General features: G+C 68.2%; 18 protein-coding genes. 17 read left to right on the forward strand and 1 reads right to left on the reverse strand.

Annotated features, from left to right (window positions below):
• Positions 1-10 precede the first annotated feature (10 nt).
• The 14 genes from M2282_RS24555 to M2282_RS24620 all read left to right on the forward strand — a co-directional run bounded on the left by M2282_RS24555 (position 11) and on the right by M2282_RS24620 (position 10,104).
• Complete coding sequence (locus tag M2282_RS24555) at positions 11-655, forward strand: hypothetical protein (protein ID WP_280811380.1); 645 nt, start codon at positions 11-13, stop codon at positions 653-655.
• A 4-nt stretch (positions 656-659) separates the two neighbouring features.
• A complete protein-coding gene (locus tag M2282_RS24560) occupies positions 660-1,136 on the forward strand; it encodes a hypothetical protein (RefSeq protein WP_280811381.1) in 477 nt (158 codons plus the stop codon).
• A 17-nt stretch (positions 1,137-1,153) separates the two neighbouring features.
• The gene (locus tag M2282_RS24565; protein WP_280811382.1) at positions 1,154-1,543 is read left to right on the forward strand and encodes a VOC family protein; all 390 of its coding nucleotides are present in this window, start codon (positions 1,154-1,156) and stop codon (positions 1,541-1,543) included.
• Positions 1,544-1,649: 106 nt separating this feature from the next.
• Positions 1,650-2,015 (forward strand): nuclear transport factor 2 family protein, encoded by a 366-nt coding sequence (locus tag M2282_RS24570; RefSeq protein ID WP_280811383.1) that lies wholly within the window; start codon positions 1,650-1,652, stop codon positions 2,013-2,015.
• Between the two features lie 5 nt (positions 2,016-2,020).
• Positions 2,021-2,476, forward strand: coding sequence for a GNAT family N-acetyltransferase (locus M2282_RS24575; RefSeq protein ID WP_280811384.1), 456 nt, complete (start codon positions 2,021-2,023; stop codon positions 2,474-2,476).
• Positions 2,477-2,605: 129 nt separating this feature from the next.
• Complete coding sequence (blaOXA, locus tag M2282_RS24580) at positions 2,606-3,472, forward strand: class D beta-lactamase (protein WP_280811385.1); 867 nt, start codon at positions 2,606-2,608, stop codon at positions 3,470-3,472.
• A gap of 51 nt (positions 3,473-3,523) precedes the next feature.
• Positions 3,524-4,441: a LysR family transcriptional regulator gene (locus tag M2282_RS24585; RefSeq protein ID WP_280811386.1), complete on the forward strand. Its 918-nt coding sequence runs from the start codon at positions 3,524-3,526 to the stop codon at positions 4,439-4,441.
• A 143-nt stretch (positions 4,442-4,584) separates the two neighbouring features.
• Positions 4,585-5,262 carry a DUF4286 family protein gene (locus M2282_RS24590; protein ID WP_280811387.1) on the forward strand — a complete coding sequence of 226 codons (678 nt, stop codon included), beginning with the start codon at positions 4,585-4,587 and terminating at the stop codon, positions 5,260-5,262.
• 46 nt (positions 5,263-5,308) lie between these two features.
• Entirely contained in the window at positions 5,309-6,619 is a 1,311-nt protein-coding gene (locus M2282_RS24595) for an MFS transporter (RefSeq protein ID WP_280811388.1), read from the forward strand.
• A 7-nt stretch (positions 6,620-6,626) separates the two neighbouring features.
• Positions 6,627-7,340, forward strand: a complete 714-nt coding sequence (locus M2282_RS24600) for a DUF2848 domain-containing protein (RefSeq protein WP_280811389.1) — start codon at positions 6,627-6,629, stop codon at positions 7,338-7,340.
• Positions 7,340-8,689, forward strand: a complete 1,350-nt coding sequence (locus M2282_RS24605; protein WP_280811390.1) for an amidase — start codon at positions 7,340-7,342, stop codon at positions 8,687-8,689. The genes M2282_RS24600 and M2282_RS24605 overlap by 1 nt, the downstream gene beginning before the upstream one ends.
• A 129-nt stretch (positions 8,690-8,818) precedes the next feature.
• Entirely contained in the window at positions 8,819-9,313 is a 495-nt protein-coding gene (locus tag M2282_RS24610) for a GNAT family N-acetyltransferase (RefSeq protein ID WP_280811391.1), read from the forward strand.
• Positions 9,314-9,348: 35 nt separating this feature from the next.
• Positions 9,349-9,627, forward strand: coding sequence for a DUF2277 domain-containing protein (locus tag M2282_RS24615; protein WP_280811392.1), 279 nt, complete (start codon positions 9,349-9,351; stop codon positions 9,625-9,627).
• 75 nt (positions 9,628-9,702) lie between these two features.
• Positions 9,703-10,104, forward strand: a complete 402-nt coding sequence (locus tag M2282_RS24620) for a GFA family protein (protein WP_280811393.1) — start codon at positions 9,703-9,705, stop codon at positions 10,102-10,104.
• Positions 10,105-10,362: 258 nt separating this feature from the next.
• On the opposite strand, the gene M2282_RS24630 is transcribed toward M2282_RS24620, so the two are convergent.
• The gene (locus M2282_RS24630) at positions 10,363-10,566 is read right to left on the reverse strand and encodes a thrombospondin type 3 repeat-containing protein (protein ID WP_374684683.1); all 204 of its coding nucleotides are present in this window, start codon (positions 10,564-10,566) and stop codon (positions 10,363-10,365) included.
• A gap of 262 nt (positions 10,567-10,828) precedes the next feature.
• On the opposite strand from M2282_RS24630, the gene pbpC reads away from it, so the two are divergent.
• The 3 genes from pbpC (at position 10,829) to M2282_RS24645 (ending at position 15,600) form a co-directional block, all read left to right on the forward strand.
• The gene (gene pbpC / locus M2282_RS24635) at positions 10,829-13,072 is read left to right on the forward strand and encodes a penicillin-binding protein 1C (protein ID WP_280811394.1); all 2,244 of its coding nucleotides are present in this window, start codon (positions 10,829-10,831) and stop codon (positions 13,070-13,072) included.
• Positions 13,073-13,122: 50 nt separating this feature from the next.
• Positions 13,123-14,592: a TPM domain-containing protein gene (locus M2282_RS24640; RefSeq protein WP_280811395.1), complete on the forward strand. Its 1,470-nt coding sequence runs from the start codon at positions 13,123-13,125 to the stop codon at positions 14,590-14,592.
• 87 nt (positions 14,593-14,679) lie between these two features.
• Positions 14,680-15,600 (forward strand): hypothetical protein, encoded by a 921-nt coding sequence (locus M2282_RS24645; protein ID WP_280811396.1) that lies wholly within the window; start codon positions 14,680-14,682, stop codon positions 15,598-15,600.
• The last annotated feature ends 1 nt before the right edge of the window (position 15,601 follow it).

A 15,601-nucleotide genomic window follows, 5' to 3' on the forward strand; every position in this document is an offset into this window, starting at 1 on the left:
GGAGCACCCCATGGGTCTGGCCATTTGCGTCGGCATCCTCGCCGACCTGATCGAAAACGATCCCGAGAGCGCCGAGCGGTTCGATGAAGACTTCGCGGCCGTGAACCGCAAGCTCGCCGAGGCGGGCCTGCCGCCGCACGTGGAGCCTCGCACACTGCCGCCACTCGATTCGCGCGCACCGATCGACGGCCTGCCCTACTCGTTCATCCACTACCTGCGCCGCGCCTACGCGCACCGCGTGACGACGTCCGGATGGATGGCAACGCCGCTGCCGGAAGACACCGACCCCACGGAAGACGAGACGCTCGAAGACGTGGCCAGCACCTTCGAAAGCCACCTGCTCTGCCACTCCGACGCGGAAGGCTTCTACCTGCCGGTCGACTTCGAGGAGGTGATCTTTGCCGGGGAAGACGACACCGACCTGCCGGGCGGCATGCTCGGCTCCTCGTACCGGTTGCTCGAAGAACTGGTGCTGGTTGCGCCGGCCCTGGGCATCGCGCTCACGGACGGCCAGCTGTCGGACGAGGAAGCGGCCCGGCTGGCCGACGGCATGGGCGACGACGAAGGCCTCTACCGGGAAATCGAGTCGTGGCTGCTGCTGTACGAATCGGCGCGCTTGAGCATTGCGCACAAGACGGCGATTGTTTTCACCTGAGCCGATGACAGCGATGCGCGCGCTCGCCGTGGCCGGGTTTCTGGCGTTTCTCCATTTCGGAGCGGTGGCTCAGCCAGTTCTTGTCGGAGAGTGGAAGTCCGACGTCGATCGCACGATGCGATTCAACAAGGAACGCGCAAAGCTCGACGACAAGAAGGTGGCGTTTCTTTCCGAGTTGATGGGAAGGATGACTCTCACATTCACCAAGAACTCGATTGCCTACGACATGCCCGATGCAAACATGCGTCTCGGCGGTGGTCCGGTGCAACGATTTCAAGGCTTCAAGGAGACGCACCCTTACATCCGACTCGGGCACACGCGCAACACCGTGGCTGTGAAATCCAAGGCAGCGGTCGTCGGCAATGAAGCGATCACCGTCTACAACTTTGAGGATGCAAACACCATGTGGGTATATGTCGGGTGCGCGGACACGGGCTTCCCGGACGAACATCTTCGTGAGTATTTCGTTCGCACCCACTGAGCCTCCTTTTGGTACCGATGCCACGCCACCTCGCCACCGTCACCCTCCTCGTCCACGACTACGACGAAGCCATCCGCTTCTTCACCGGGGCGCTGCGCTTCGAACTCGTCGAAGACACGCCGCTCGGCCCGGGCAAGCGCTGGGTGGTGGTGGCACCGTCGCGCAGCGCCGGTGCCACGCTGCTGCTCGCCAAGGCCGCGAACGACGAGCAGCAGGCGGCGGTCGGCAACCAGGCCGGTGGCCGCGTCTTCCTGTTCCTGCACACGCAGGACTTCGCCGCCGACCACGCGCACATGAAGGCCCACGGCGTTCGCTTTCTCGAAGAGCCGAGGCATGAGCCGCACGGCACGGTCGCTGTCTTCCAGGATCTCTGCGGCAACAAATGGGACCTGCTCCAACCCGCCTAGGTCCCGTCGAAAGCGCCCGAATACATACCGGGGCAACACCCGACGCGGGCGCGGGCCTACACTCCCGCCTCCGGTCATCACCCTGCGTTCATACCTAGGAGAACCCATGAACACCCTGGAAATCGCCAACAAGCTCGTGGCGCTGTGCAAGGAAGGGAAATTCGAGGAGGCCCAGGTGCTGTATGCACCCGAGGCCGTCAGCGTCGAGGCCGGCGGCCCGCCGGGCCAGTCGCGCGAAGCGGTGGGTCTTGCGGCCATCAAGGCCAAGGGCGAATGGTGGGTCGCCAACCACGAGGTGCATTCCATGCAGGTCGCGGGCCCGTGGCCGCATGACGACCGCTTCATCGTCGGCTTCAAGTTCGACGTGACCATGAAGCCCACCAAGCAACGCTTCACGATGGAAGAAATGGCGCTCTACACCGTCAAGGACGGCAAGATCGTGCGCGAGGAATTCTTCTACACGATGGGCTGAAGACGATGGACGGCGGGAATGTTGCTGCGGCGCCGCTCGAATGGCGCCACACGCTCGAAGCGCTCGACTGGAACGAACTCTCCCGTCTCTACGAGATCGCCCCGCTGGGCCACAAGAAACCGGCCGACCTGCAGGCCGTGTTCTCCAACAGCCTGTTCAAGTGCCTGGTCTATGAAGAGGGCCGGCTGGTCGGCGCCGGCCGCGCGCTGGCCGACGGCCTCGACTGCTCCTACATCTGCGACGTGGCGGTGCATCCGGACCATCAGGGCATGGGCCTTGGCAAGGCGATCGTCGCGAAGCTCGTCGAGCTCTCGCGCGGGCACCGCAAGATCATCCTGTATGCGGTGGCGGGCAAGGAGCCCTTCTACAAGAAGCTGGGTTTCAAGCGCATGCGCACCGCGATGGCGATCTTCGGCAACGAGCAGCAGGCGCGCGAGCGCGGGCTGATCGACGACAGCTGAACCACCCAAGCAGCGCGGGCCGATGGCGTGACAGCCGTTACGCCCGTGACAAAGCGCAGGACCGCCTGCGTTGTGAAAGGCCAGCGTGCGCCAGATGATCCGCAGCTTCCATCACACGCAGCACACGACATGCCCCTGCTTCCACCGCCTTTCACGACCCGCACGCCCGGCGCCCGCCGCACCTTCCTCGCCCAGACCGGCTGCGGCCTGCTCGCCGCACTCGGCGCCGCGCGCTTCGCCGATGCGGCCACGCCCGTCGCGCACGTCGAGGAGCGGCCCGATCTCGCCACCCACTTCAAGGATGTCGGCGTACGCGGAACCTGGGTGGTGCTCGACAGCGCCACCTCGAAGCTCACCGTGGTCGACCGCCGCCGCGCCGAGAAGCGCTACAGCCCCGCATCGACCTTCAAGATTCCCAACAGCCTGATCGCGCTGGAGACGGGCGCGGTGAAGGACATCGACGAAATCCTCCCCTACGGCGGCGGCACCTACAAGCGCAAGGAATGGGAGCGCGACATGAACCTGCGCGACGCGATCCGCGTCTCGCACCTGCCGATCTACCGCGAGGTGGCGCGCCGCATCGGCCTCGCGCGCATGAACGAGTGGATCGCGAAGCTGCACTACGGCAACGAGACCCTGGGCACCGAGGTCGACCAGTTCTGGGTCAACAACAAGCTGCAGATTTCCGCCGCCGAGCAGGTGCGCTTTTTGATGCGGCTCGCGCAGCGCAGCCTGCCGATGTCGATGCAAACGCAGGACATGGTCCACGAGATCACGCTGCTGGAGAAGACGCCCACCCACGCCCTGCACGGCAAGACCGGCTGGTACGAAACGCCGGGCTTCTCGCTCGGCTGGTGGGTCGGCTGGGTTGCGCAGGCCAACGGCAGTGTGCAGAGCTTTGCGCTGAACATCGACATGCACGGCGAGGCCGACGTGGCCAAGCGCATCCCGCTCGGGCGCAAGCTGCTCGCGCAGATGGGCCTGCTTCCAGTCTAGGAACGCTCATCGCAGGGCGCGTTGCGGGCAAAATGCCCCGCAGGTGCCCTCATGAATACAAGATTTGTCGAAGCCTTCCTCTGGGCCGCGCGGCTGGGCAGTTTTCGCGCGGCGAGCGACCGGCTCCACATCACGCAGGCGGCCGTGTCCAACCGCGTGGCCTCGCTGGAAGAAGACATCGGCGCGCGCCTCTTCGAACGCGACGCGCGCGAACTGCGGCTCACGCCGGTGGGCGTGCGGCTCATGGACTACGGCGAGCGGCTGCTCGAGCTGCGCCGCGAAATCGTCTCGCTCGGCCGCCCGCGCGGCGACATCCTCGGGCTGGTGCGCATCGGCGCCATCGAAACGGTGGTCCACACCTGGCTGCTGGGCTTTCTGACCAACCTGCGCTCCACCTACCCCGGCATCGAAGTTCAGCTCACGTCCGAGACCACGCTCGCGCTGCACCGGGGCCTGCGCGAAGGCGCGCTCGACATCGCGCTGCAGACCGACCACATCGCGGGCGCCGGCATCGTGAGCACGCCGTGCCTGCCGATGCCGATGGGCTGGGTCGGCCCGCCCGGCGCGGAGCCCGTGCAAACCGTCGACCAGCTGCTGCGCCAGCCCGTGCTCACCATGAGCCCCGGCTCGCAGCCGCACGAGGCGCTCAAGAACCTGTTTCGCGCGGCGGGCATTCCGCTCGGCAAGGTGCACTGCGTGAGCTCGATCTCGGCGCTCGCGCGGCTGGTAAAGGCGGGCTTCGGCAATGCGCTGGTGCCGCTGCCGCCCTGCTACGAATACGTGGCCATCGGCGATGTGCGGATCATCGAGTGCGATGCGCTCATCTCGCCGCAGCGCATCGTGGTGAGCCATCTGGAAGCGGCCGACTCCGACGCCATCCGGCTCGTGGCCGAACTGGCCTGCAGGGCCTCCGACCAGTTCACGACCTCGGCGATCGCACCAACCTGGAGCGCGACCTCAGAGGGTTAACCCTCAAAACAGCGCATCCGGCCCCGAAAAGGGGCCAGTAATTCTTGTGGCTGTCGCCCAGAAAAACTCGTTTGTGACAGTCCGACCCCGCGACGGAAGATCGCGCCTTCATTTTTCGAAGGCCCGCCTCCTCTTCCGCCGCCATGAACACACCTGACTCTTCTTCCCCTTCAGCCAACGCGAACGGCATGCTCTTCGTCGCCTCCGACGTGGAGCCGGCCGACGAGGCCGACTTCAACCGCTGGTACGACAGGGAGCATGTGGAAGAGCGCGTGCGCATCCCCGGCTTCCTCTCGGGCGCGCGCTATTTCTCGCTCGAAGGCGGACGCAAGTACCTGGGGCTGTACCGCACCGAATCGCTGGCCGTGTTCGGCTCGCCGGGCTACCGCGCCGCGTTCGAGAAGCAGACGCCGTGGTCCATCGCCAACCTCGACCGCATGCGCCAGCCGATCCGCCGCGTGTGCGCCGTGCGTGCGGTGACGGGCTTCGGCAGTGGCAGCCACGCGATCGTGCTGCCGCTCGCGGTTGCCGGCGACATCGAGGCACTGATCGCGCGCGCCGCCGTGGCCGGCCGCCAGCTCGCGGAGCAGGCAGGCTTCGTGCAGTCGTACCTGCTCGCACCCGACACCACGCTTAGCACGCCGCTGCCGCGCGAATCCACCGAAGGCCGCGTGCTGCAGCCGATGCTGGTCGTCGAGACCAGCAGCGCCAACGCAGCGCGCGCCGCTCGCACCGCGGCAGCCGCCGCGCTCGACGTCGACCCGGCCACCGGCTGGCTGCTCGCGCTCGGCTGGAAGCTGAGCGCGGCCGAGCTGAACTGACCACGCCTCTCCTCTTTCCATCTCTCCATTGAACAAGGGCATTTCCATGACCGAACACGTTCTCACCGCCCCGGCCACCGCCGCGGCACCGCCCAAGATGGGCCGGCTCGCAATGGCCAGCTCCATCGGCACCACGCTGGAGTGGTATGACTTCACCGTCTACAACATCATGGCCGCGCTGGTCTTCAACGCGGTGTTCTTCCCGTCCTTCGATCCGCTCACGGGCACCATCCTCGCCTTCTCGACCTACGCGGTCGGCTACATCTCGCGGCCGCTGGGCGGCGTGGTGTTCGGGCACCTGGGCGACCGGCTCGGCCGGCGCTTCGTGCTGGTGGCCACGCTGGTCATCATGGGTGTTTCCACCGGCCTGATGGGCCTGCTGCCGACCTATGCCACGTGGGGCATCTGGGCGCCCGTGGCACTGGTGGCACTGCGCTTCGTGCAAGGCGTGGCGCTCGGCGGCGAATGGGCCGGCGCGGTGCTGTTGTCGATGGAGCACGGCAAGTCGAACGAGCGCGGCCGCAACGCCTCGTTCACGCAGGTCGGCCCGTCGTGCGGCACGCTGATCGGCACCGGCTTCATCGCCATCGTGTCGGCCTGGCTGAGCCCGGAAGAATTCCAGGCCTGGGGCTGGCGCCTGCCGCTGATCTCCAGCGTCGCGCTGGTGCTGTTCGGCCTGTGGCTGCGCCGCGGCGTGGACGAGACGCCCGTGTTCCTGGAGATGGAACAGAAGAAGGCCACCGCCAAGACGCCCATCAAGGAGGTGTTCACGCAGCACTGGCGCAGCCTGCTGGTGGCCGGTGGCTCGCGCATCGGCTCCGACGTGCTGTACGCGCTGGTCGTGGTGTTCACGCTGACCTACGTGACCACGGTGCTGCACCTGTCGCGTCCGCTGGCGCTCACCGCCACGATGATCGGCGCGGCCTGCAACGCGATTGCGGTGCCGTGGTTCGGCAGCCTGTCCGACCGCATCGGCCGTCGTCCGGTCTACATGGCCGGCGCGCTGCTGGGCATGGCGTGGGCCTTCGTGTTCTTCGTGCTGATGGACAGCGCACACCCGGTCGCCATCTGTGCGGCAGTGGTGGTCGGCCTGCTGATCCACGCCATGATGTACGGCCCGCAGGCCGCCTTCGTGACCGAGCAGTTCCCGGGCCGCGTGCGCTATGCCGGCTCGTCGCTGGCCTACACGCTGGCCGGCATCCTCGGCGGCGGCTTCGCGCCGCTGATCATCGCGAGCCTTTTCAAGTCATGGGGCAGCACATTGGCCGTATCGCTGTACGTGACCTGCGCGCTGTGCGTCACGCTGATCGCCCTCTTCGTTGCGCGCGAAACCGCCAAGAAACCCCTGGAAGCCTGAGACCGACATGCATCTGCGTTTTGCCTGCGAAACCGTGAGCGCCGACAGCGCCCGCGCCATCGAACTGCGTTCCGTCGAACCCACCGCGCTGGTGGTGGCCGGATGGACCGGCCGCGACGTCGCGGCCATCGAACACCACATCGAGGAGCTGGCCGCCATCGGCGTGCCGCGCCCTTCGAGCGTGCCGCTGTACTACCGGGTGGCCGCACAGCTGCTGACCCAGTCGAGCGCCATCGAAGCCCTGGGCGACCAGAGCTCCGGCGAGGCCGAACCCGTGTTCTTCTTCTCGCAAGGCGAGTGGTGGCTGAGCGTGGCCTCGGACCACACCGACCGCCAGGTCGAGAGCTACTCGGTCGCCGTCTCCAAGCAGATGTGCGCCAAGCCCGTGGCCCAGGTGGCCTGGCGATGGCGCGACCTGGAGACGCACCAGGACGAGATCGAGCTGCACTCGCGCATCTTCGAGGACGGCCGCTGGGTGGACTACCAGCGCGGCACGCTCGCATCGATCCGGCCGCTGGCCGCGCTGCGCGACGGCATGCCCGGCACGAGCGCCGCGCCCGAGGGCCTGTTCATGACCTGCGGCACGCTGGGCGCGCTGCCCAATGCGAAAGGCGAAGGCATCCGTCCCGCCGCGCAGATGGAGATCGAGCTGCGCGACCCGCGCCTGCAGCGGCGCATCGTGCATCGCTACGCGGTGGCCGCACTGCCGGTGGTGGCGTGATGCGCGGCACCGGCAACCTCACCATCGCCGCGCTGCGCGAACGCATTGCGCGCGGCGAGCTGTCGCACGAAGCGCTGATCCAGCAGGTGCTCGAAGCGGCCGCGCTGCCGTCGGCGCAGCATGTGTTCACGAAGACCTACGCCGATGCGGCGCTCGCGGCAGCGCGTCATGCGGACGCGGCGCAGAAGGCCGGCGTGCAACTCGGCGCGCTCGCGGGCCTGCCCGTGTCGGTCAAAGACCTGTACGACATCGCGGGCGAAACCACGATGGCCGGCTCCGCCGTCTGCGAAGGCGAGCCATCGGCCACGCGCGACGCTGTGGCCGTGGCGCGGCTGCGCACGCAGGGCGTGGCCATCGTCGGCAAGACCAACATGACGGAATTCGCGTTCTCGGGCGTGGGCATCAACCCGCACTACGGCACGCCGCACAACCCGGCCGATGCGGGCACACCGCGCATTCCGGGTGGCTCGTCGTCGGGCGCAGCCGTGTCGGTGGCGCTCGGCCTTGCGGTCGCGGGGCTGGGCTCGGACACGGGCGGCTCGATCCGCATTCCGGCCGCGCTCTGCGGGCTCGTGGGTTTCAAGAGCACGCAGTCGCGCGTGCCGCGCACGGGCGCCTTCGAGCTCGCGCGTTCGCTGGACACCGTCTGCGCGATGGCGCGCAGCGTCGAAGACTGCCTGGTCGCCGATGCGGCCATTGCCGATGCACCGCTGGTGGTGCGCCGGCGTCCGCTCCAGGGCCTGCGCCTCGCGGTGCCGCGCACGCTGATGTTCGACGGCATCGAGCCCGCGGTCGCGCGCGCCTTCGAGCGTTCGGTGCAGGCGCTGTCGGCGGCGGGTGCGCAGGTGGTCGACATCACGCTGGCCGAGCTGGCGGAGATCGCGTCGATCAATGCGCCCGGCGGCTTCTCGCCGGTGGAAGCATCGGCGGTTCATCGCGAGCGCTTCGCCGCAAAGCGCGAGGGTTTCGACGCGCGCGTGGCCGCCCGCATCGCGCTCGGCACCGAGGTGCGCGCGGCCGACTACATCGTCATGCAGGACCGCCGCCGCGACTGGATCGGCCGTGTCGAACATGCGCTCGAAGGCTTCGATGCGCTCATCTGCCCGACCGTGCCGATCGTGGCGCCGCCGATCGCATCGCTGGCCGAGGACGCGGCCTTCTTCCAGGCCAACGGCCTCTTGCTGCGCAACACCTTTGCGATCAATTTCCTCGACGGGTGCGCGTTCAGCCTGCCGTGCCATGCACCGGACGAACTGCCGGTGGGGCTGATGCTCTCGTCGGTGCGCGGCGACGACGCACGGCTCGCGGCCGCGGCGCTGGCGATGGAGCCCGTGCTGCGCCTGGCCTGATCGGACGAGGCCGAGCCGGGGGCGGCCCCGGTTCGGCTATCGTCTTGCGATGCCGCTTTCGCAACCTACCCTCACTGGCGCGCGCATTCTTCCGCGCCCCTTGCTCGCGTCCGAAGCGAGGCTTCACACATGACGCATTCCGTCGTCGCCACCGAAGAGCGCCACTTCGAGAGCCTGCACCAGGCACTCGACATCGTGGCGCGCGAAAAGAAGTACCTTGCACAGACACAGGCGCCACCGCTGGAGCAATCGATCGCCTTCTATCGCAACGTGCTCGCCAAGGGCTTCCCGCATTTCGTGGCGGTCGATGGCAACGGCAAGGTCGTGGGCTGGTGCGATGTGTCGCCGGTCTTCGGAAACTCGCGGGCCCACATCGGCATCCTGGGCATCGCGCTGCTGCCCGAGGCGCGCGGCCGCGGACTGGGCGCACAGTTGCTGCAGGCCGCCATCGACAAGTCATGGTCGTGCGGTCTCACCCGCATCGAACTGGCAGTCCGCGCGGACAACGTCAACGCCAAGGCACTGTACGAGCGGCTGGGCTTCGAGCACGAAGGCCTCGCGCGCCGCGCCAGCCTGATCGACGGCATCTACCACGATGCCTTCAGGATGGCCCTGCTTCGCTAGACTGGGATATCCACTGCAATCGGAGAGCCCCGCTCATGTGCAGAAGCATCAAGACCCTCTACAACTTCGAGCCCCCCGCCACCGAGCAGGAGATCCGCGCCGCCGCGCTGCAGTTCGTGCGCAAGCTCAGTGGTTTCAGCGTGCCGTCGAAGGCCAACGAAGAAGCTTTCGAGCGCGCGGTCGACGAGGTGGCCGCGACCGCGGCGCGCCTGATCGACTCGCTCGTCACCACGGCCGAGCCGAAGGACCGCGCCGTCGAGGCCGAGCGCGCCAAGGCCCGTTCGGCCGCCCGGTTCGGCACCACGCCTGCCTGAAAAAGCCCTGGCCGACGCGGGCCGGCACGCGTTTGATATCGTGTTTGCGTGTTGCCAGATGCAACCGACAAGCACATGAAAAAGACCTACACCGGCGGCTGCCACTGCGGCGCCGTGCGATTCGAAGCCGACATCGACCTGAGCCTGGGCACCCTGCGGTGCAACTGCGCGATCTGCACCCAGACGCGCTTCTGGCCAGCCATCGTCGCGACCGATGCCTTCCGCCTGCTCGAAGGCGAATCCGAACTCAGCGACCAGATGCTGGACACCCGCAACAGCCACTACATCGTGTGCCGGCACTGCAGCGTGCGCTCCTTCGGCATGGGCCATTCGCCCGAGACCGGTGCGAGTGCCTACGGCGTGAACGTGACCTGCCTGGACGACGTGGAACTGGACGACCTCGCGAACTCGCCGATCAGCTACGTGGACGGGCACCGCGGCACCTGGCACGTTGCGCGCACGGCTATCGACACCTGATGGCCTCCTGGTCACGGTCGTGAAGACGTTGCATGCGGTGTTCGCGGTGTTCGCGGTGTTCGCGGGCTTCGCGCGCAAGCTGCTCTTGTCGCCCGCGCGCGCAGCGGCGCTTCAATCTCACGGGGGGGTCGCTGCTGAGCGCAGCGGACATCTGGGCGCCGACGGCGCGTCGGCCGGGATAAGGAAGGAAAGAGGCGCATCCGGGGCGCCCATGTAAAAAAGGCCGCGAAGCTCAAAGCTTCGCGGCCTTTTTTACGGTCAGCGGTTCGGGTTGTTCGGCGCGCGGTCGTAGCGGTTGGGGATGCCGTCGCCATCGCGGTCGCGGTCGGCACGGTTCGGTATGCCGTCGCGATCGCGGTCGCGCTGGGCGCGCGGCGGCGGATTGTTGTCGTACGGTGCGACCACGCAACCGGCCAGGGCGGCCGATGCGGCGAGCACGATCGTCAGTGTCTTGATCATCATGATGTGTTCTCCTTGGAGTGGTTATGGAACCGGCTCGCCCTCCAGCGAGCCGGTATGGCATTGAAGGCCACGCCGGTACGCCTTGGGTTTCTGCATCGAAGCCGTTGCGTGAAGTTCGTTACCGGATGTGGAATCTGCTGTCACTCTGGGCCGAAGCGCCCGCCCGGGCAAGGCGGCAAGCCGCCCGTTCCGGAGTAGGCGTGAATCCCGTGGTGCATCGCAGAGAATGCGGGGCCGACCGTCCTCAACCCCCTCGCCTTCGATGCAGCTGCCTGTGCTTTTCACGCCCTCCCGCCGGGCCCTCGCCGTGGCGGTGCTTGCCGCGGCCTGCGCGCACCCGGCCTGGGCGCTCGTCACCTTCGACGAAGTGAAGCGCGATTTCCGCTCCTCCGACACCGCAGTGCTCGACCGCAACGGCGAGCTGCTGCAGCGCGTGCGCACCGATGCCACGGTGCGGCGCGGCCAGTGGATCGCGCTGGCGGACGTGTCGCCGGCGCTGCGCACGGCCATGGTGCTGAGCGAGGACCGCCGCTTCTACGAACACAGCGGGATCGACTGGCGCGCGGTGTCGTCCGCCGCCTGGGGGAACCTCTGGAACACGCGCACCCGGGGCGCATCGACCATCACGATGCAGCTCTCCGGCCTGCTGGACGACGAGCTGCGCCGCGCGTCGGGCGGCCGCAGCTTCACCCAGAAGATCGGCCAGACCGTGGCCGCCGCGCAACTGGAGCGCAGCTGGCGCAAGGACCAGATCCTGGAGGCCTATCTCAACACCGTGCCGTTCCGCGGCGAGATCGTGGGCATCGATGCGCTCTCGCGCACGCTGTTCAGCAAGGCGCCCAGCGGCCTCGATGCACGCGAGGCGGCCGTGGCCTCGGCGCTGGTGCGCGCGCCCAATGCCAAGCCCGCGCTCGTCGCGCAGCGCGCCTGCGAGGTGTTGCGCGCGATGGAGCCCGAGCAAAAAGTCGATTGCGACGCGATCGACATGTTCACCAGCGCGGCTGTGCAGCGGCGCGCCTTCGATGCCAATGAAGGCATTGCGCCGCATGCCGCGCGGCGGGTGCTGCGCGAGATGCGGGATGCGGCAAGCGCCGCTCCGGCCGCCCCGCCGAAGGGCAAGGAAAACAGCGTCCGCACCACCCTGCGCGCACCGCTGCAGCGCTTTGCGCTCGACTCCCTGCAGCGCCACCTGCGCGAACTGCGCGACCGGCATGTGGAAGACGGCGCGCTCGTGGTGCTCGACAACGCCAGCGGCGAGGTGCTCGCGTGGGTCGGCTCTTCCGGCCCCTTGAGCCAGGCGGCCGAGGTCGATGGCGTGACCGCGCTGCGCCAGCCGGGCTCCACGCTCAAGCCGCTGCTCTACGGCCAGGCGCTTGCCGAGAAGCGGATCACCGCGGCCTCGCTGATCGAAGATTCGTCGGCGCAGATCAGCACCGCGAGCGGCCTCTACATTCCGCAGAACTACGACCGCCGGTTCAAGGGCCCCGTCTCCGCGCGTACGGCGCTGGCCGCATCGCTGAACGTGCCGGCGGTGCGCACGCTGGTGATGGTGTCGCCCGAGTCGTTCGCACGCAGCCTGCGTGCGGCCGGCCTGCCGCTGCGCGAAAGCGGCGACTACTACGGCTACAGCCTCGCGCTCGGCAGCGCCGAGGTGTCGCTGCTGTCGCTCGCCAACGCCTACCGCATGGTGGCCAACGGCGGGCGCTACGGAACGACGACGATGACCGCGCAGCCGCCGGCATCTCCCGCCGACAAGGCGAAGGCCGCGGCCGTTGCGCCACTGCTCGACCCGCGCGCCGCCTTCATCGTCGGCGACATCCTCTCCGACCCGAACGCGCGCACCCGCACCTTCGGCCTGGACAGCATCCTCTCCACCCGCTTCTGGACCGCGGTGAAGACCGGCACCAGCAAGGACATGCGCGACAACTGGGCCGTGGGCTGGTCGCAGCGCTACACGGTGGGCGTGTGGGTCGGCAACGCGAGCGGCGCCTCGATGTGGGACGTGAGCGGCACCAGCGGCGCGGCGCCCGTGTGGGCCGAGGTGATGCGCTTCCTGCACGCGCGCGAACCCAGCCGCGCGCCCGCGCCGCCCGCCGGCCTCGTCGAGGCGCGCGTCGAATTCGGCCCGGCCGCCGACGGCAACGCCATCGAGGCGGCGCGCAGCGAGTGGTTCCTGCAGGGCACCGAGCAGCCGCTCTTCGCGCTGGACACCGGCATGGCGACCGATGCCTTCGCCGCGCGCATCACCGCCCCTTCGGACGGCACCATCATCGCGCTGGACCCCGACATTCCGCCGCTGCGCCAGCGCGTGCGCTTCGAGTCGGAAGGGCGCGGCGTGCAGTGGCGCATCGACGGCAAGCCCTTTGCGCGGGGCAACAGCGCGCAATGGCTGCCCTGGCCGGGGCGCCATGTGATCGAACTGGTGGATGCCTCCGGGAAGGTGGTCGATCAGCGCAAGCTCGAAGTGCGCGGCGCGGGCGTGGTGACGAAGAGCGCGCGCCGATAAGCATGCACGGCGCCACGACAACAAAAATCGCAACTGGAGGGCCGATTCCGATGCTGTGTCGCAAGGGGCCGAAGACAGCCTGGCCATGGCTGCAGTTGTGGATGGGGCTTTTGTTCATCGCCATGCTGACTTGGCATGGCGGCGCACAGGCCAGGCCTGTCCCAGTGCCCGCGATGGACTCGCGCGTGGTCGATCTCACGAAGACGCTGGGCGCGCGCGAGGCCGACGCGCTTCGCGGCGACATCCGTGGCCTCGAGCAGAACACGCAGGCCCAACTCGCGGTGCTGATCGTGCCGACCACGGGCGAGGACTCCATCGAGCACTACGCCACCCGCGTTTTCGCCGAGTGGCAGCTCGGCCGGGAGGGCGAAGACGACGGCGTGCTGCTGCTGGTGGCGCTGAAAGACCGCAAGATGCGCATCGAAGTCGGCACGGGCCTGGAGGGCAGGATCACCGACATCCAGGCCTCCCGCATCATCGACCAGCAGATGAAGCCGCGCTTTCGCGACAACGACTACGCCGGCGGCATTCAGGCGGCCGTGCAGTCGCTGTCGGAGCTGATCGATGCGCCCACGGCGATGCTGCCGATCGAATCCGAAGCGCCCGCGCCGGAGGAAGAGAAGCAACACCCGCTCGCGGCGTTCATGCAGCCTCTCGAAGACATGCAGGTGAACTGGGCCGTGCTCGGCGCGATGCTCTGGACGCTGGCCATCGGCATCTGGTACGGGCGCAGCGCGCCCACCGACGGGGCCGGGCCGCGCGTGGTGGTGCGCGGCACGGGCAAGCGGGTCCGCAAGGCGCGCCGCGCCGCCGAACGCGAAGCCGCGGTGGGCTCAGCGTTGTGGGCCGACCTGCAGACGCAGGAAACGCCGCCCCGCAAGCGGCCAGGCCGGCTCACGGTGCTGGGACTGGTGGTCGCCGGCCAGGCGGCGGCGGCGCTGGCGGTGATGAATCTCGCACTGCCGCTCTTTCTCCTCACGCCCACCGGCCTGGTGTACGGCGTCGGCTACCTGTCGGGCCGGTTCAAGGGCGCACGCCGGTTCTTCATCGGCCTGGCGGTGGTGATCGCGGGCCTGGTCGCCCTCGGCGTCTACCTCGGCGCGGACCGCTTCTTCTGGGGCCTGCTCTGGGCCATGTGCGGCGGCGTCGCGCTGCTGTTCACGAGCCTCATCGTCATCGGCAACCGGAAGAGCTGGCAGCGCAGCCAGCTGGGCTTCTTCATCCGGTGGGTCATCGTGCTCGGCATCCTCGGCTTCATGCTGATGGAGACGAACCCGGGCCCGGTGCCCGACGAGAGCTGGATCCCCGCCGCGCTGGCGACCTTCCTTGCGCTGCTGTTCGCCTTCCTGCCGTTCGAGGGCGGCGGCGGGGGTGGCGATGACAACGACGGCAGCGACAGCGGATGGAGCAGCAGCAGTTCTTCAAGCAGCAGCAGTTCGTCGGACAGCTCGTCCTCTTCGTCTTCTGACAGCGGCGAGGGCGGCTCCAGCAGCGGCGGCGGGGCATCGGGCAGCTGGTAACAGGGTACCCACCCGGTCAAACGCCAGCTATCCACCGCCCTGCGAGTGCCTTAGGATGGCCCCGCCTCCCACTCCCACGGCCTCCTCATGGATTCATTGACCGCACTCTGGGGTGACTTCCTCGTCTTCGCGGGCGTCATCTTCGGCATCCTGCGGAAAGTGCCCGACGTCTTCTGGGCCGCCCTGATCGCGGCGGCACTGGCCTTGTGGGGCGTGAAAGTGGCCAACCGGGACAACGCCCGGCACTTCATGCGCCAGCTGCGGCACGACAAGGACGAGAAGGCCGCCCAGCGGCTGGCGGACCTGCGCCGCGACGTGTACCTGCACGCGATCGACCAGTTCGTGCACGCCAGCTCCTACCTGAGTTCGCTGCCGATCGCGGACCTGAACAAGTCCGACGCCGCGCAGCCGCTGCAGGGCTTCTTCGCGGCGGCCGCCAAGCTGCAGATGGTGTCGGAAGCCAAGACCTCCGCGCTGGTGTCCGACCTCATCGGCACCTTCAGCGCGCTGCATTTCAAGCTGATCGGCGCGGCCCAGCCGATCCAGCAGGTGCTCAGCGAGATCGACTTCTACACCACGCTCTGCGAAGGCGCGGTGGCCGAGCAGAAGCGTGCGCTCTCGGCCATCGACCAGTTCGTTCCGTCCGGCAACGCCGAAAGCGACGAGGCCAGGCGCCGCGCGCTCGACCTCGCGCTCGACACGCAGACCAAGTTCCTGCGCGACCACAGCGAGATGCGCCAGGCGCTGCACGTCGAGCGGCATGCGCTGCACGGGGAGTTCGTCAAGAGCCTGATGCTGGGGCTGCAGGCGATCAACACGAAGATGCAGCCGATCATGGTCGCGATCCGGCGCGAGCTGAACATCGACAACCAGATCGATGTCTATGCGGACGCCGTGTCCGAGCAGCAGGACCGCGTGGCGGGCGCCGTCGCCGAGCTGATGGCGCAACTGGACGATCCGAGGCAGGCGCCGCCGCGGACGAAGCCCGCCAGTCTCGAGAACCGCTGAC

This window comes from Variovorax boronicumulans (genome assembly GCF_029892485.1).
In the GTDB taxonomy this organism is placed as follows: domain Bacteria; phylum Pseudomonadota; class Gammaproteobacteria; order Burkholderiales; family Burkholderiaceae_C; genus Variovorax; species Variovorax boronicumulans_B.